Annotated in this window: 10 protein-coding genes and 1 other RNA gene; 9 read left to right on the top strand and 2 right to left on the bottom strand. The window is 66.1% G+C overall.

Features of this window, described 5'->3' with window-relative positions; translation table 11 throughout:
- Window positions 1-86: 86 nt before the first annotated feature.
- Complete coding sequence (locus tag AC1KVG_RS08270; protein ID WP_481094078.1) at window positions 87-1,715, bottom strand: GGDEF domain-containing protein; 1,629 nt, start codon at window positions 1,713-1,715, stop codon at window positions 87-89.
- Between the two features lie 486 nt (window positions 1,716-2,201).
- On the opposite strand from AC1KVG_RS08270, the gene glgA reads away from it, so the two are divergent.
- From glgA to AC1KVG_RS08230, 8 genes are all read left to right on the top strand, one after another.
- On the top strand, window positions 2,202-3,785 hold the full coding sequence (glgA, locus tag AC1KVG_RS08265; protein WP_006449759.1) for a glycogen synthase GlgA: 1,584 nt from the start codon (window positions 2,202-2,204) through the stop codon (window positions 3,783-3,785).
- Window positions 3,782-6,013: a 1,4-alpha-glucan branching enzyme gene (locus tag AC1KVG_RS08260; protein WP_481094077.1), complete on the top strand. Its 2,232-nt coding sequence runs from the start codon at window positions 3,782-3,784 to the stop codon at window positions 6,011-6,013. Before glgA ends, AC1KVG_RS08260 begins: the two co-directional genes overlap by 4 nt.
- Before the next feature lie 2 nt (window positions 6,014-6,015).
- Window positions 6,016-7,773, top strand: a complete 1,758-nt coding sequence (gene treZ / locus AC1KVG_RS08255) for a malto-oligosyltrehalose trehalohydrolase (RefSeq protein ID WP_481094076.1) — start codon at window positions 6,016-6,018, stop codon at window positions 7,771-7,773.
- A complete protein-coding gene (locus tag AC1KVG_RS08250; RefSeq protein WP_481094075.1) occupies window positions 7,770-9,719 on the top strand; it encodes a 4-alpha-glucanotransferase in 1,950 nt (649 codons plus the stop codon). Before treZ ends, AC1KVG_RS08250 begins: the two co-directional genes overlap by 4 nt.
- Window positions 9,716-12,319: a malto-oligosyltrehalose synthase gene (gene treY / locus AC1KVG_RS08245; protein ID WP_481094074.1), complete on the top strand. Its 2,604-nt coding sequence runs from the start codon at window positions 9,716-9,718 to the stop codon at window positions 12,317-12,319. Before AC1KVG_RS08250 ends, treY begins: the two co-directional genes overlap by 4 nt.
- 13 nt (window positions 12,320-12,332) lie before the next feature.
- Window positions 12,333-12,506, top strand: a complete 174-nt coding sequence (locus AC1KVG_RS08240) for a DUF2934 domain-containing protein (protein ID WP_115037360.1) — start codon at window positions 12,333-12,335, stop codon at window positions 12,504-12,506.
- 121 nt (window positions 12,507-12,627) lie between these two features.
- Window positions 12,628-14,790, top strand: a complete 2,163-nt coding sequence (gene glgX, locus AC1KVG_RS08235; protein WP_023902330.1) for a glycogen debranching protein GlgX — start codon at window positions 12,628-12,630, stop codon at window positions 14,788-14,790.
- Window positions 14,791-14,806: 16 nt separating this feature from the next.
- Window positions 14,807-15,439, top strand: a complete 633-nt coding sequence (locus tag AC1KVG_RS08230) for an NAD(P)H-binding protein (protein WP_481094073.1) — start codon at window positions 14,807-14,809, stop codon at window positions 15,437-15,439.
- Window positions 15,440-15,820: 381 nt separating this feature from the next.
- Here the strand turns inward: AC1KVG_RS08230 and AC1KVG_RS08225 are convergent, their stop codons facing one another.
- Complete coding sequence (locus AC1KVG_RS08225) at window positions 15,821-16,597, bottom strand: SDR family NAD(P)-dependent oxidoreductase (protein WP_481094072.1); 777 nt, start codon at window positions 16,595-16,597, stop codon at window positions 15,821-15,823.
- A gap of 170 nt (window positions 16,598-16,767) precedes the next feature.
- On the opposite strand from AC1KVG_RS08225, the gene AC1KVG_RS08220 reads away from it, so the two are divergent.
- A non-coding RNA gene (locus AC1KVG_RS08220) (sX9 sRNA) lies at window positions 16,768-16,844 on the top strand.
- Window positions 16,845-17,081: the final 237 nt, after the last annotated feature.

Genomic DNA, 17,081 nt, shown 5'->3' with positions numbered 1-17,081 from the left:
CCGATGAAGCTATGGAGGGCACTGACTCTGCTTGTCCCAGGCAGGCGTCGGGTCCAGTGCGGGGACGCACCTGTCGGCACGTGCCGCTAATCCGCACTGATCACCCGGTTCTTGCCGGCCGACTTGGCGTCGTACATGGCGCGGTCGGCGCGGCGGATCACATCGTCCTGGGATTCGTCGAGATGGCGCAGTGCCACGCCGCCGCTGAAGCTGATGAACACGCGCACGTCGTCGTGCAGCAACGAGCGTTGTGCCAGCGCGCGCTGCAGGCGGATCACCGCTGCGCTGGCTTCGAAGATGGTGGAGTCCGGCAACAGCAGCACGAATTCTTCGCCGCCGAAGCGGGCGATGGCGTCGGTGGTGCGCAGCACGGCCTTGGCCACGTCCACGGTGTGGCGCAGCGCGGCGTCGCCGCCGGCATGGCCGTGGGTCTCGTTGAGGCGGCGGAAGTCGTCCAGGTCCAGCATCGCTACGCATAGCGGCTGCCCGCTGCGCTGGGTGCGTGCGGCTTCGCGCTGGAACAGTTCTTCGAAACCGCGCCGGTTGAGCGCGCCGGTGAGCTGGTCTTCGCGCACCAGGCCGGCCACGTCCTTGAGTTCCTGTTCGAGCGAGGCGATGCGCTGCTCGGAATCTTCGACCTGGCGGCGGGCCGAGAGCAGTTCGTCGCGTGCGGCGAGTGCCTGCGCCTGCACCCCGGCGGTGTCCTGTAGCAGGTCCTGCAACAGGCGATTGAGGTCCGGAATGCCGCGTGCGTCGCCGATCGCCTGCGAATAACCGGCAACGCGATCATGGTATTCGCCGGTGCTGGTGGCCATGCCATCCAGCCGGTCGACGAAGGACACCATCATCTCGCGCATGGCGGTCTTGGAGTCGGCGATGCCTTGCTTGAGCAGGCCTTGCTTGTAGATGACCTCGCGCAGGGTGCCGCGCGCCTGTTCGATCGAGCCGACGTCCAGCGGGCCGGAAATCAGTTGCCGCACCACCGAGATCTGGCCCTGCAGCCAGCTGCGGTCGTCGAGCAGTTCGCCCACGTTCTCCAGCAACAGGTCGAACAGGCCAAGCAACAGGTTCTGTTGCTCGCTGGCATCTTCGGCGCGCAGGCCGATCTGGTGGCTCAGCTCGCGCAGCCGCTGTTCCAGCGTGATCAGTTCATGCCCCGGGCGCCAGTGGCGCAGCGCCGAGGCCAGCGTCTGCGCCTCTTCGGCCAGCTCCGGGCTGCGTTGCAGCAGCGTGGCCAGCGCGTTGCCCAATGCATGCCGCAACAGATCGCGCAACTGCTCGGCCTCGGTGCGGCCTTCGGCCAGCGAATCGCCGGTGTCGACGGTGCGGATGTACTTGTCGATCAACTGGCGCAGGCCGCGGCCGTAGCCAGGCCAGTCGCCGGCCGCGTAGGCCGCGCTCAGGCGCACGCCCATGTCGCCGAGTTCGCCGTGCAGGCTGGCGATGCCTTCGGCAAACGACAGCAGCAAGGCCTCCGGATGCGACGCATGCGAGAACAGGCGTATCAGCAAGGCAGTGGCGGCGGCAGGATCGTGCGCGCCGGATTTGGTCTTGGCCGGCACCAATTGATGCGCCGCCAGGCCTTGCCCACCGCGCTCGCTGTTCAGCACTGCCGGCAAGGCTGCCGCCGGGCGCGCGCTGTCCGCCCCGCCCCAGGGCAACAGGCGGCGCAGCCCGCCACGCGGGCGGCTTGGGAGTTCAGGCTGGTCTGCCATGCGCCAGGGTCTCAAAGTCGTAGTGCTATCGCTCGTTATCGGCGCGCAGGCGGGTGGCTTAAGCGGGCCAGACAAGAGGGCATATGACCAGCATGCGCGCATCGGCCAGGCAGGGGCGCGACCAGTGCCGCGCGCGTGCGCATGAACAAGTCATACAAGTGACGGCGGGCGCCGCCGAAAGATCCTGCCTGCGGTGCATTGCAATGCTGGTGCACCGACAGGGGCACGTCATCGCCCTGCAATGTGCGGCTTATGCCTGCCTGCATGCGCAACCATGCGCAACGGAATGTTGGTTGTCGCAGAAAAGTCAGCACGTATTCACGCATTTTTTATTTGGTCGGGGTGTAGATTCATCTCCAAGGACAACGTGGAGTACGCGCGTCATCCCCGCTCCTCATTCGCAGCAGGTCGCCTGGCCGTAGTGGCAGACGATGGTTTCCGCTTCGCTGTTTTTCCGTCTCCACCCACTTTACGACGGACGTTTAGATGGTTGCCATGATGCCGCTGCACGCTACTACCGCACGCTTAGAGCGAAGCACGATGATCCCTACTCTGAAGAAGAGCGGGCGACCGCGCGATGCACGCGGGCGTTTCATCCGGCACCACGAGCGCCTGCCGGTCTCGTTGGCCGACACGCGTGGTGCGCTGTTCGTGGTGTCGGAGATGGCGGACTTCATCAAGGCTGGCGGTCTGGGCGATGTGGCCGCGGCGCTGCCACGCGCGCTGCGCCATCGCTACGACGTGCGGGTGTTGATCCCCGGCTACCGTGCGGTGCTGGCGCGCGCCGGCAAGGTGGAGATCGTCGGCCGGGTGTTGGCGCATGCTGCGCTGCCTGCCTGCGACATCGGCCGCATCGTGCAGTCCGATGGCCTGCCGATCTACATCCTGTTGTCCAAGGAACTGTTCGAACGCGACGGCTCACCGTATGTGAGCACCAGTGGTTCGGAGTTCGAAGACAACGCGATCCGCTTCGCTACCTTGTCGCATGCTGCCGCGCAGATTGCCGCCGGCCATGCGGGACTGGGTTGGAAGCCGCGTCTGCTGCACTTGAACGACTGGCCGTGCGCGTTGGCGGCAGCCTATGTGCGTTGGTCCGGCGGCACCACGCCGTGCCTGCTGACCATCCATAACCTGGCCTATCAGGGTCTGGTGCCGTATTCGATGGCCGCCGCGCTGGGTATCCCCGCCGAGCGGGTGGCCGAGCTGGAGTTCTACGGGCAGATGTCGTTCCTGCGCGGCGGCATCGTGCATGCCGACCACGTCAACACGGTCAGCGTCAGCTATGCCCAGCAGATCACCGGCCCGGCACAGGGCTGCGGGCTGGATCGCCTGCTGGCCGGCCGCGCAGCCAAGGGCGCACTCACCGGTATCGTCAACGGCATCGACGCCAGCTGGGATCCGCGTACCGACGCACATCTGGACGCGCATTTCAGCGTGAATCATTGGCAGGGCCGTCAGGCCAACGCCGCGCAGGTGCGCAAGGCGTTCGGGCTGCGCGAAAGCACCGGCCCGTTGTTTGCGGTGGTCTCGCGGCTGGTGCATCAGAAAGGCCTGGACCTGATCTGCGAGGTCGCCCCGCAGATCGTGGCGGCCGGCGGCCAGATCGCAGTGATCGGCGGCGGCGAGCCGGAGATCGAACAACAGGTTGCCGAGCTGACCCGGCGTTATCCCGGCCAGGTCGGTGCCTTTATCGGTTTTGAAGAAGGCCTGGCGCGGCGCATGTTCGCCGGTGCCGACTTCCTGCTGATGCCCTCGCGCTTCGAGCCCTGCGGGCTGAGCCAGATGTACGCGCAGCGCTTCGGCTGCCTGCCGATCGCGCACGCCACCGGTGGCCTGATCGACACGGTGGATGACGGCGTCACCGGCTTCCTGTTCCAGCAGGCCAGTGTGGAGGCCTTGCGCCGCTGCCTGGAGCGCGCCTTCCGCACCTTCCGCCTGCCCAGCCTGCTGTCGGCGATGCGCCGTGCGGCGATGCTGCGCCCCAGCGGTTGGGATGTGGCCGGCAAGAAGTACCTCTCCCTCTACGAACGCACCGCCGCCACTGCGCCCGCGCTTGCGACGGTGTCATGAGCGAACGGTTGGGCGTGCAGGGGCAGGAGACGGAAGCAGCGGCGGTGAGCATGGAAGAGGCGTCCGAAGTCATGCGGTGCGTGCATGCGCTGGCCGATGGATTGCCCGCCGATGCCTTCGCGGTACTGGGCCCGCACACGCAGGCCGACGGCCGCCGCCTGGTGCGCGTGCTGGCGCCCGGCGCCGAGGCGATGGGGCTGATCGATCCGCGCGGCAAGTTGTTGGCACGCATGCAGCCCGGCGCGATCGAGGGTGTGTTCGAAGGCATGTTGGCGGTGGAGGGCCCTTACCGGCTGCGCATCGTTTGGCCGGATGTGGTGCAGGAGATCGAAGACCCGTACGCGTTTGCCGCCACGCTGGATGAGTCCGTGCTGCTGCAGATTGCCGCAGGCGATGGCCAGGCGCTACGCAGCGCCCTGGGCGCGCAGCATCTGCACTGCAACGATGTGCCGGGCGTGCGTTTTGCCGTGTGGGCGCCGCACGCGCAACGCGTGGCAGTGGTCGGCGACTTCAACGGCTGGGACCTGCGGCGGCATCCGATGCGCCAGCGCATCGGTGGCTTCTGGGAGCTGTTCCTGCCGCGCGTGGAAGCCGGTACCCGCTACAAGTACGCCATCACTGCCGCCGACGGCCGCGTGCTGCTTAAGGCCGACCCGGTGGCGCGTCAAAGCGAATTGCCGCCTGCCACGGCCTCGGTGGTACCGGGCGCCGCGGCGTTTGCGTGGACCGATGCTGCCTGGATCGCTTCGCGCGATGCGAGTGCGGCGCCGGCGCCACTATCGATCTACGAAGTGCACGCCGCCTCCTGGCGCCGCGATGGGCATGACCAGCCGCTGGATTGGCCGGCACTTGCCGCACAACTGATTCCGTATGTGCAGCAGCTCGGCTTCACCCATATCGAACTGCTGCCGATCACCGAGCATCCGTTCGGTGGCTCGTGGGGCTATCAACCGCTGGGCCTGTACGCGCCGACCGCGCGGCATGGCAGTCCGGACGGGTTTGCCCAATTCGTCGACGCCTGCCATCGCGCCGGCATTGGCGTGATCCTGGATTGGGTCAGCGCGCACTTCCCCGATGATGCGCACGGCCTGGCGCAGTTTGATGGCGCCGCCCTGTACGAACATGCCGACCCGCGCGAAGGCATGCATCGCGACTGGAATACGCTGATCTACAACTACGGCCGGCCGGAAGTGACCGCCTACCTGCTGGGCAGCGCGCTGGAGTGGATCGACCATTACCACCTCGACGGTCTACGCGTGGATGCGGTGGCCTCGATGCTGTACCGAGACTACGGCCGCGCCGAAGGCGAATGGGTGCCCAACGCGCATGGCGGCCGCGAGAATCTGGAAGCCGTCGCTTTCCTGCGCCAGCTCAACAGCGAGATCGCCACGCGCTTTCCCGGCGTGCTGACCATCGCCGAAGAATCCACCGCCTGGCCGGGCGTGACCGCGCCGATCAGCGAAGGCGGCCTGGGCTTTACGCACAAATGGAACATGGGCTGGATGCACGACACGCTGAGCTATATGCAGCGCGATCCGGCCGAGCGCGCGCAGCACCACAGCCAGCTGACCTTCGGACTGGTCTACGCGTTCTCCGAACGCTTCGTGCTGCCGCTCTCGCATGACGAAGTGGTGCATGGCACCGGTGGTCTGCTCGGTCAGATGCCGGGCGACGATTGGCGGCGCTTCGCCAATCTGCGCGCCTATCTGGCGCTGATGTGGGCGCATCCGGGCGACAAACTGCTGTTCATGGGCGCCGAATTCGGCCAATGGCGCGACTGGAATCACGACCAATCGCTGGACTGGCATCTGCTCGATGGCGCCCCGCATCGCGGCGTGCAGCAATTGGTGGGCGATCTCAACGCGGCCTTGCGCCGCGTGCCGGCCTTGTATCGCGGCACCCATCGCGCCGACGGCTTCGACTGGAGCGTGGCCGACGATGCGCGCAACAGCGTGCTGGCCTTCATCCGCCACGATCCCGAGGGTGGTGCACCGCTGCTGGCGGTGAGCAACCTCACCCCGCAACCGCTTCACGACTATCGCGTCGGCGTGCCGCGTGCCGGCAGCTGGCGCGAAATCCTCAACACCGACAGTGCCCATTACGGCGGCAGCAATCTCGGCAACAGCGGTCGTCTTGCGACCGAGCCGATGGGCATGCACGGGCACGCACAACGCCTGCGCCTGACCTTACCGCCGCTGGCCACGATCTATCTGCAAGCGGAGAAATAACAATGAACGAGCGCAACGACACCCTGCCGGCATGGGGCGCATGGCCAGCGGGTGAGGGACAGGTGCGCTTTGCGCTCTGGGCACCGGATGCCAAGGGCGTGGATGTGGTCTTCGACGACGGCACGCGGGCTGCGCTGCAAGCGGGGCAGGACGGGTTTTTCAACGCGTTGATCCGCTGCGCCGCGGATGCGCGCTATCGCTACAGCATCGATGGCGGCGAGCCGGTGCCGGACCCGGCCTCGCGCTGGCAGCCCGAGGGCGTACACGGTCCCAGCGCCGTGCAGCGCAGCGATGGCTACGCCTGGCAGAACACCCAGTGGCAGGGACGGCCGTGGGACGAGGCGGTGATCTACGAACTGCACGTCGGCACCTGTGGCGGCTATGCCGGTGTGCAGGCGCAATTGCCGCAGCTGGCGGCAATGGGCATCACCGCGATCGAGCTGATGCCGTTGAGCGCGTTTCCGGGTGCGCACAACTGGGGCTACGACGGCGTGCTGCCGTACGCACCGGTGGAAGCCTATGGCACGCCGGACGAACTGAAGGCATTGATCGATGCCGCGCACGGGCATGGCCTGATGGTGTTGCTGGATGTGGTCTACAACCACTTCGGCCCGGACGGCAATTATCTGCACAGCTACGCCGCCCCGTTCTTCAACGAAGACAAGCCCACCCCGTGGGGCGCAGCGATCGATTTTCGCAAGCCGCAGGTGCAGCGTTACTTTCTCGACAACGCGCTGATGTGGTTGCACGAGTACGGCTTCGACGGTCTGCGTCTGGATGCGGTGCACGCGATCACCCCGAACGCCTTTCTGGATACCTTGCGCGAGACCGTGCAGGCCAGTCTGCCTGCCGGTCGCCACGTGCATCTGGTGCTGGAGAACGAATTCAACCAGGCCTCGCAGCTGCAGCGCGGCTACACCGCGCAGTGGGACGACGATTTCCACAACGCGTTGCACGTGCTGCTGACTGGCGAGGAGGAAGGCTATTACGCCGCCTTTGCCGATCAACCGACCCAGCATCTGGCGCGCGTGCTGGGCGAAGGCTTCGCGTATCAAGGCCAGCCGGATCCGCGTGGACATGTGCGCGGCGAGCCCAGTGGTGATCTGCCGCCGCACAAGTTTGTGATTTTTGCGCAGAACCACGACCAGATCGGTAACCGTGCGCGTGGCGAGCGGCTGAGCGTGCTGGTGTCGCAACAACGCCTGCGCGCCGCACTGGCGTTGACCGCGCTGACGCCGATGATTCCGCTGTTTTTCATGGGCGAACCGTGGGGCGCCACGCAGCCGTTCCTGTTCTTCACCGATTTCGGCCCGCCGCTGGACGATGCGGTGCGCGAAGGCCGTCGCCGCGAGTTTGCCCACTTCGCCGCATTCGCCGACGAAGCGCAGCGCGCCACCATTCCCGACCCGAACAGCCACGCCACCTTCGCCGCTTCGCGGTCGCCGATCGAAGACGCTGCGCAAGGCGAGGGCGCGCAATGGACAGCTTGGTTCAGCGCCTTGCTGGGCGTGCGCCGCCAATGGTTGGTGCCAGGTCTTGCGCAAGCGCGCGCCGTGGGCGCCAGTGTGCTGGCCGAAGGCGCGGTGACTGCCAGCTGGGAATTGCCGGGTGGGGTGTGGCATATCGCCTTCAACGTCGGCAGCGCTGCAGTGCCGATGCCGCCACTGCACGGACGTGTGGCGCATGCTGAAAACGTCGCTGCCGATGGGCAGCAGTTGCCGGTCGATGGCTTCATCGCCTGGCATGAGGAGCGCGCATGAGTACGCGCGATCTGAGCAGAGCGGATCTGCACACGCTGGCCGCAGCGGCCGGGGTGATGGTGGATTGGGTGGATGCCAGCGACCAGCCGCGGCAGGTGTCCGAACAGTCGCTGCATGCGGTGCTCACTGCGCTGGAATTGCCTGCCGCCACCGCCACGCAACGCGAAGACAGCCTGCGTCGCTGCAAGGCGCAGGCAATCGAGCCGGCACCGCTGTTGACCGTACAGGTGGCCGCGCTATTGCCCGTGTCGGTTGCCCCCAATGCCAGCGGCCGTTGGGTGGACGACAGCGGCGCCAGCGAGCAAGCGCGTGCGGATGCGCAAGGGCAGGTGCGCGCACCGCAGCGTTTCGGTTACTGGACGCTGCAGATCGGCGAGCTGACCCAGCAGGTCGCAGTGGCGCCGCAACGCTGCTTCAGCGTGGCCGATGCGTGCGGATTGCCGGCACCGCGTGCCTGGGGCATGGCGCTGCAGGTGTATTCGGCGCGCAGCATCGACGACGGTGGTATTGGTGACGCGTCCGGCACGGTGGAGTGGGTGCGGCATGCCGCGCTGGCTGGTGCCGATGCATTGGCATTGAGCCCGGTACACGCCTCGCGCCCGGTCACCAGCGGCTACAGCCCGTATTCGCCCAGCGACCGTCGCTTTCTGGATCCGTTGCATGCCGCGCCGGTGCGCGTGCTGGGCGAACTGGCACTGGATGCAATCAACGAAGTGCCTGGGCTGCGCGAGCGTTTCGATACGCTGCATCGCAGTGCATTGATCGACTGGCCGGCGTCTGCGCAAGCCAAGTGGCAATTGCTGCGCCATCTGTACACACGCGTCGCAACCGACCATCCCGATCTGCTCGCCTTCCGCAACGAGGGCGGCGCTGCGCTGGAAGGCTTCGCAAGGTTTGCCGCGCAGGATTTCGGCGATGGCGATCCGCAGCTGCATGTATTCACGCAATGGCTGGCGGCGCGCAGTTGGTCGGATGCACAGCGCGAGGCGCACGAGCGTGGCATGAAGATCGGTCTGATCGCCGATCTGGCCGTGGGCTTCGACCCGAATGGCGCCGAAGCTGCGGCCGCCGCAGATACCGTGTTGCGTGGCCTGGTGTTGGGTGCACCGCCGGATGCCTTCAATGCCGATGGCCAGCATTGGGGCATCGGCGCGTATTCGCCCACTGCATTGCGACGCAGCGGCTACGCGCCGTATATCGCGCTGCTGCGCGCGGTATTACGCGACCGTGGCGGTATCCGTATCGACCATATTCTGGGGCTGTTGCGGCTGTGGGTGGTGCCCGAAGGCGCCAGCTCCAACGAAGGCGCGTATCTGGCCTATCCGCTGCACGATCTGCTCAATCTGCTCGCGCTGGAATCGTGGCGGCATCGCGCCATCGTGATCGGCGAAGACCTCGGTGTGGTGCCGCCCGGCATCCGCGAAGAACTGTCGCGGCGTGGCGTGATGGGCATCGATGTGTTGATGTTCACCCGCGACGACAAGGGTGCCTTTGTGTCGCCGGCGTTGTGGCGGCCGGATGCGGTGGCTACCACCACCACGCACGATCTGCCCACCTTGACCGGCTGGCGCGAAGGCCGCGATATCGATTGGCGACGCAAGCTGGAACTGATCAAGCCCGCGCAGGCGAGCGACGATGCCACCGCGCGCAGCAAGGATCTTGCACGTCTGGATGCGGCGGTCGAACACGCCGGCCTGAGCGCTGCGGACGACCCGCTGCTGGGCGCGCTGCGCTTCACCGCCACCAGCGTCTCGCCACTGGCCCTGTTGCCGGTGGAAGACGCGCTGGCGCTGGAAGAACAACCCAATCTGCCGGGCACCGTCGAGGTCCATCCCAATTGGCGCCGACGCCTGCCCGATCCCTTGCCGCATGCGCGCCTGAGTACGGCGCTGCAGGGCTTTGCCGAGGCGCGTCGCGTCGCGGCCGTTTCGGAATTGCATCCATGATCGATCTTCGCGCCACCGCCCGCCTGCAACTGCATGCCGGCTTCACCCTGCACGATGCACTTGCGCAGGTGCCGTATTACGCTGGGCTCGGCATCAGCCATCTGTACCTGTCGCCGATCGGCACTGCGGTACCCGGCTCCACGCACGGTTACGACAATATCGACCCGACCGAGGTCAATCCCGAACTCGGTGGCGAGGCCGCGTTGATCGCCTTGTCGCAGGCCGCGCGCGAACACGGCATGGGCTTGATTGCCGATATCGTGCCCAACCACATGGCCACGCACGCGCATAACGCATGGTGGTGGGATGTCTTGCGTAACGGCCGCAGCGCCAAACATGCCGACTGGTTTGACATCGATTGGCGCGCCCCGGGGCGCGACGGCAAGTTGTGGCTGGCGGTGCTGGATCGTCCGTATGCCACCGCACTGGCCGAAGGGCTGATCACGCTGGTGGTCGAGGACGACGGCAGTGCGGCGCTGGCGCATTACGATCAGCGTTACCCGATCCGTCCGCAGACGCTGGAGGTGCCGGAAAAGGCCGCACGTGCGCAATGGCTGCGCGACTACAACGACGGCGCCAAACGCGGCGATGGCCGCCTGCACAAGCTGATCGAACGCCAGCCGTATCGTTTGAACTGGTGGCGCGTGGGCAACGACATGCTCAACTACCGCCGCTTCTTCGATATCACCTCGTTGGTCGCATTGCGGGTGGAACTGCCGGCGGTGTTCGACGCGGTACATGCGCTGCCGCTGCGGCTGGTGGCCGAGGGCCATCTGGACGGCTTGCGCATCGATCACGTGGACGGGCTCACCGACCCCACCGGTTATGTGCGCAAGCTGCGCAGCCGGCTGGATGCGGCCGGTCGCCAGCGCGGGCTCAAGCCCGGCACGTTGGCGCTGTATCTGGAAAAGATCCTCGCCCCCGGCGAAGCCTTGCCGGCCGACTGGCCCTGCGATGGCACCACCGGTTACGACTTCATGGACCAGGTGGGCGGCGTGCTGCATGACGCGGCCGGCTTCAAGCCGCTGGCGCGTGCCTGGCAAAAGGTGAGCGGGCGCAGTGGCGATTTCGCCCAGGAAGAACGCGCCGCACGCGACGAGATCCTGCGTGGCCCGCTGCAGACCGAATTCAATCGCGCCGTCGGTGCGTTGTCGGCATTGGCACGGCTGGATCCGCCAACGCGCGAGTTCAGCCCGCAGATGCTGGCGCGCGGCCTGTGCGTGCTGCTGCGCTGGTTCCCGGTGTACCGCACCTACGCCGGTGCCAAGGGCGTGACCGGCAGCGAAGCCGAGCGCTTACGCGCCACCGCCGCGCGTGCGCGCGAGGGCATGCCGGAGTCGATCGTTGCGGCCGTCGATGCGATCGAGCGCTGGTTGCTCGACGATGCCGGCGCCGATCGCGCGCAGATCGCCTTGCGGCGCATCCTGCGTCGTCGCGTGGAGCAGTTGTCCGCACCGCTCAATGCCAAGTCGGTGGAAGACACCGCGTTCTATCGGCACGGCGTGCTGCTGTCGCGCAACGAGGTCGGCAGCCATCCGACCCACTTCGCCAACGAAGCGGTCGAGTTCCATGCGCAGAATCAAGAGCGCGCCAAACATTTCCCGCGTGCGCTGCTGGCCACCGCCACGCACGACCACAAGCGCGGCGAAGACCTGCGCATGCGGCTGGCGGTGCTCTCAGAGCAGCCGCGCTGGTGGATCGAACAGAGCACCCAGTTCGATGCCTTGACCGAGACACTGGAATCGCCTGCATTGGCCGGTGGCGACCAGCAGATGCTGTGGCAGACCCTGGTCGCCGCCTGGCCGATCGGCCTGGGCGCCGATCAGCCCGAACCGCTGGCCGCCTACGCCGAGCGCATCGCGCAATGGCTGCTCAAGGCAGTGCGCGAAGCCAAGCTGCACACCAGCTGGACCGACGGCTCGCCCGCTTACGAACAGGCTGTGCAAGCCACCGTGGAGCAGGTGCTGTGCAGCCGTGCCGGGCTGCCATTGCGGCGTGCGCTGTTGCGTGCCAGCAACCACATCGCTGCGGCCGGCGCGCGTAATTCTCTGGTGCAAACCGCGTTGCGTCTGACCGTGCCGGGCGTGCCCGACCTGTACCAGGGCACCGAAGGCTGGGATCTGTCGCTGGTGGATCCGGACAACCGCCGTCCGGTCGATTATGTGCAGCGCCAGCAATGGCTGGCGCAGGCGCGCGACTGGAACACGCTGCTGCGCAGCTGGCGCGATGGCGCGGTCAAGGCGCGTCTCACCGCGCTGCTGTTGCAGCTGCGTGCCGAACATCCGGCGTTGTTCGCGCAGGGCGACTATCAGCCGCTCAACGTGGCGGTCAGTGGCGATGCGCAGGTGCTGGCGTTCCGTCGTCAGTACCGCGGCCAGTCGCTGGTGGTGGCGGTCACGCGACTGGGTGCCGGTGACCAGACCGAGGGCGATCTGCCGTTGCTGGTGCCGCCGGCACGTTGGGGTCAGGCGGCGTTGGCATTGCCGCAAGGCACATACCGTAATGTGCTCGATGGCAGCACGTTGCAGCCGCAGCAAGGCCGCCTGGCGCTATCCACGCTGTTTGCACGCGCGCCGGTGGCAGTGTTGACGACCCCCTAAGAGAACGTACGCAATGAACGACACGCAACGGCAGGAGCGACTTCGCCAGTTGGCACAGGAGATCTGGGAGGCCGAAGGCCGCCCGGACGGGCATGCGGCCCGTCATTGGGCCATGGCCGAGCGCCTGGTGGACGCCGAAGAACGCGCCGCCGAACAGGCCAACCCGCCCGTCACTGCACGTCAGTAACGGTGCCTCTGTCATCTTGCATGGTGCACCCTGCTGGCCGCGCCATGCAGGGTTGAACGTGCACCTGCACGCACCCGTATTCGCTCACTGGTTTTGAGTTCACCGTTTTCAGGAGTTACCGATGGCCACTCGCAAGTTCACGCAACGCTCGCGCATCCGCGAAGGCCGTCCCAATCCGCTCGGCGCCACCTGGGACGGGTTGGGCGTCAACTTCGCGTTGTACTCGCGCAACGCCACCCGCGTGGAACTGTGTCTGTTCGACGAGCGTGGCCGCGAGCAGGAGCGCCTGGCGCTGCCCGAATACACCGATGAGGTCTGGCACGGCTATCTGCCCGACGCACGTCCCGGCCAGTTGTACGGCTACCGTGTGCACGGGCCTTACGCGCCCGATGCCGGTCACCGCTTCAACCACAACAAATTGCTGCTGGACCCGTATGCCAAGCAGATCGTCGGCGAGCTCAAATGGGCGCCGCATCTGTTCGGCTACACCATCGGCCATCGCGACAAGGATTTGAGTTTCGATCGTCGCGATAGCGCCGCGTTCATGCCCAAATCCGCCGTGATCGACCCGGCCTTCACCTGGGGCCAGGATCGCCCGCCGCAGACGCCGTGGAATCGCACGGTGATCTACGAAGCGCATGTGCGCGGGCTGAGCATGCTGCACCCGGCGGTGCCGCCGGAAGATCGCGGCACGTTCTCGGCCTTGAAGACCGACGAGTTGATCGACCACATCAGCTCACTCGGCGTCACCGCGGTGGAACTGCTCCCCGTGCATGCCTTCGTCGACGATCAGTACCTGCTGGAAAAAGGCCTGCGCAATTACTGGGGCTACAACACGCTGGGCTTTTTCGCGCCGCAGGCGCGTTACATGTCCACGCGGACCGTGGCCGAGTTCAAGCAGATGGTGGCGCGCCTGCATCACGCCGGGCTGGAAGTGCTGCTGGACGTGGTCTACAACCACACCGCCGAAGGCAACGAACTCGGGCCAACGCTGTCGTTCAAGGGCATCGACAACGCCAGCTACTACCGTCTGGCCGACGATCGCCGCTTCTACATCAACGACACCGGTACCGGGAATACGTTCGATCTGACCAACGTCGGCGCATTGCGCATGGTGATGGACTCGCTGCGGTACTGGGTGCAGGAAATGCACGTCGACGGCTTCCGCTTCGACCTGGCCAGCATCCTCGGCCGCGAGCGTTATGGCTTCGACCCCTCGGGCAGCTTTCTCGATGCGGTGCGCCAGGATCCGGTGCTGAGCCAGACCAAGTTGATCGCCGAGCCGTGGGATATCGGCCCGGGTGGTTACCAGGTCGGCAATTTCCCGCCGGGCTGGGTGGAATGGAACGACAAGTTCCGCGACAACGTGCGCGCGTTCTGGCGCGGCGACGGTGGGCAACTGGCCGAGTTGGCCACACGCCTCACCGGCTCGGCCGATCTGTTCAACCACAGCGGTCGCCGCCCTACCGCCTCGGTCAATTTCGTCACCGCGCACGATGGCTTCACCCTGCGCGATCTGGTCAGCTACGAGGGCAAGCACAACTTTGCCAACGGCGAAGAGGGCAGGGACGGGAGCGACCACAATATCTCGGCCAATTACGGCGTCGAAGGCGACACCAACGACCCGGCGATCAAGCAGCTGCGGCGTCAGCAGATGCGCAATCTGCTCGCCACCTTGCTGCTCTCGCAAGGCACGCCCATGCTGCTGGCCGGCGATGAATTCGGCCACAGCCAGAACGGCAACAACAACGCGTATTGCCAGGACAACGAACTGACCTGGATCGACTGGACTGCCGCCAGCAAGGCCGCCGCCGCCGATCAGGCCGCATTCGTGCGCCGGCTGATCCGCATCCGCCAGCGTTATCCGCTGCTGCATCGCGCACGCTTCTTCGATGGCAAGTTCGATGAAGCGCTGGGCCTGCGCGATCTCACCTGGCTGGCACCCAACGGCAACGAGATGGACGAAGCCGGTTGGCACGACCCTGAAGCGCGCGCGCTGATGCTGCGCCTGGATGGCCGTTCGCCGACCACCGGCCTGCGCGAGATCGCCGCCAACGTGAGCTTGCTGATGTTGATCAATGCCGCTTCCACCAGCGTGACGTTCACGCTGCCGGCGATGCACGACGAACATTGGCGCGTGCTGGTCGACACTGCACGCCACGGCGGCCGCGTGGTGGCCGGTGGCAGCGAATGGAAGGCGCCAGCGCACTCGTTGACCTTGTTGGCGGTGGAACGCGATCGCATCGCCAGCAGTGCGCGCATCGTCTCCGAGGGCGCACGCTGATGGCAGGAGCGCACTGATGGACGTGTTGTTGGCAGGGGCGACCGGCTTGGTCGGCAAACACGTCTTGCAGCAGTTACTCACTGACACGCGCTGCACCGGCGTGGTTGCGATCACGCGCCGGCCGTTGACGCAGATCCATCCCAAACTGCGCAACCAGGTGATCGACTTCGATCGCCTGGACAGCTGGACCGCTCCGCGCATGGAAGCGGCCATCTGCGCCTTGGGCAGCACCATGAAACAGGCCGGCTCGCGCGAAGCGTTCTATCGCATCGATCACGGTTACCCGATGGCACTGGCACGTGCCGCCTGCGCGCAGGGCACCTCGGTGTTCGTACTGAATTCGGCCGCCGGTGCCAATGCGCACTCGCGGATTTTCTACAACCGCGTCAAGGGTGAGCTGGAACGCGACCTGCGCGCGGTTGGCTTTCCTTCGCTGACCTTCGTACGCCCGGGGCTGATCGGCGGCGAGCGCGAAGAGCGGCGTACCGGCGAACATCTCGGCAGTCTCGTGCTGGGCGCGCTCGGCCCGTTGCTGCCACGCCGCTTCCGCATCAACCCGGCCGAACGTATCGCTGCGGCAATGGTAAGCGCAGCGCTGGCACCTGCGCGTGGGGAGCACAGTGTTGAGGCGGCGGAGCTGGTTGGCTAACGCTATCTGGTCGCCTCGTCGAGAGGCCGTCGGATAGAGAGCTGATTTTCCGCTGTTTCGTAGGAGCGCGCTGGCGCGCGATGAGGCGTTAGCGATAAAGCTTCGTCGCGCGCCAGCGCGCTCCTACAGATACGCGTGTAGCGGATCGGCATCGTCGCAAGCACAAATACTCTGCTCACGTCCCCAACGACTGCCCACTATCTACCAGCACCCGCCCGCCCTCGCGAGGGTGCCGCAGATATAGGACTGGCTGTCAGCTGTTTCGTAGGAGCGCGCCTGAGCGCGATGAGGCGTTACCGACAAAGCTCCGTCGCGCGCAGGCACGCTCCTACAGATCCGCGTGCGGCTGAGAGACATGCTCCGCAGGCGCATGTAATGCGCTCAAACCCCCAACGACTGCCCGCCATCCACCGCCAGCACTTGCCCGGTGATCCAGCGCGCTTGCGGCGATGCGAGAAACAACGCCGCATCGGCGATGTGTTGCACCTGCCCGAACCCGCCGAATGGAATGCTGTCGCGGATGCGTGCATACAGTTCCGGTTCTTCATCGCGACGCCGTGCCCATAGTCCGTCCGGAAATTCGATCGAGCCTGGCGCAATCGCGTTGACGCGGATGCGCTCGCGCGCCAGTTCTGCGGCCAGCGTGGTGGTGTAGTAATTGAGCGCAGCCTTGGCGGTGGAGTAGGCGATCGCACGCGGCGTGGGGCGCTGCGCGTTGATCGAGCTGATATTGAGGATCACCGCCGCAGCGCTGTTGCGTAAGTGTGGCAGCGCGGCGCGATTGCAGCGCACTGCCGCCATCAGATCCACGTCCAGACCGGCCTGCCAGCTTGCATCGTCATTGCCGTGTCCATAGCCGGAGGCGTTGTTGATCACCACGTCCAGGCCATTCAATGCCTGCGCTGCAGCGTCCACATAGGCCTCGATTTGCACAGCATCCGACAGGTCGCAGGCGAAGGTATGCACCGGCGCGCCATGCGGCGCCAACGCATGTGCGGCGTATGCGAGGCCATCGGCATTGCGTGCGCACAGGGAGACGTGCGCGCCGTTGTGCACGAACGCGTCGGCAATGGCCAGGCCGATGCCACGGCTACCGCCGGCGATCAGGACACGTTGGTCGCGCGGCGCGAGTTGCGGGCGTGCTGCAGGAATGGACATGGCGGGCACTCGATCGGAAACCGGCATTATCGAGCAGCCTGGTCATGACGCAGTGTTCGGCGCCATTGCGGTGTTGGACGTACCATCGCAGGTGCACCCAAAATCCAAGAGCGGCTAACAAAATTACTGCGCTCACCGCCAGACGCGCGCGGCCGGTGCTCGGAATCGGCATGTGCCACCCGTACACTCCGGTTCTGAGCGCGCTGTCCGCATGCCCCCGGCAACTGCTCGCTACATTTTGTCAGCTACTTTCAATTGCGGTGCGCAGCACAGCGCTGCGAGCCACGTGGGGAGCCATGCACCAGCACCTACCTGCGGTCGCGTGCGCTGTCATCTACATGCAATGCGGCGCGCGCGTGGCCTGCGACGCAAGCCTCATCACCAACCATGATCAGCTCATGCGTTTTCGCTTGCTCGCCGCTAACCATTTGTTTACACGTTCGCGCCGCGCTGCGGGCACAACGTGCGGGTCATTCAGTGGGAG

It is taken from the genome of Xanthomonas sp. NCPPB 3959, assembly GCF_056675575.1.
This window is presented reverse-complemented; position numbering and strand designations above follow the sequence as displayed.

What these genes read in the sequence shown, in the direction of transcription:
- AC1KVG_RS08230 (WP_481094073.1), top strand. Translation starts at nt 14,807, where the DNA reads ATGGACGTGTTGTTGGCAGGGGCGACCGGCTTGGTCGGCAAACACGTC.
- treY (WP_481094074.1), top strand. Translation starts at nt 9,716, where the DNA reads ATGATCGATCTTCGCGCCACCGCCCGCCTGCAACTGCATGCCGGCTTC.
- AC1KVG_RS08260 (WP_481094077.1), top strand. Translation starts at nt 3,782, where the DNA reads ATGAGCGAACGGTTGGGCGTGCAGGGGCAGGAGACGGAAGCAGCGGCG.
- AC1KVG_RS08270 (WP_481094078.1), bottom strand. Translation starts at nt 1,715, where the DNA reads ATGGCAGACCAGCCTGAACTCCCAAGCCGCCCGCGTGGCGGGCTGCGC.
- AC1KVG_RS08225 (WP_481094072.1), bottom strand. Translation starts at nt 16,597, where the DNA reads ATGTCCATTCCTGCAGCACGCCCGCAACTCGCGCCGCGCGACCAACGT.
- treZ (WP_481094076.1), top strand. Translation starts at nt 6,016, where the DNA reads ATGAACGAGCGCAACGACACCCTGCCGGCATGGGGCGCATGGCCAGCG.
- glgA (WP_006449759.1), top strand. Translation starts at nt 2,202, where the DNA reads ATGGTTGCCATGATGCCGCTGCACGCTACTACCGCACGCTTAGAGCGA.
- glgX (WP_023902330.1), top strand. Translation starts at nt 12,628, where the DNA reads ATGGCCACTCGCAAGTTCACGCAACGCTCGCGCATCCGCGAAGGCCGT.
- AC1KVG_RS08240 (WP_115037360.1), top strand. Translation starts at nt 12,333, where the DNA reads ATGAACGACACGCAACGGCAGGAGCGACTTCGCCAGTTGGCACAGGAG.
- AC1KVG_RS08250 (WP_481094075.1), top strand. Translation starts at nt 7,770, where the DNA reads ATGAGTACGCGCGATCTGAGCAGAGCGGATCTGCACACGCTGGCCGCA.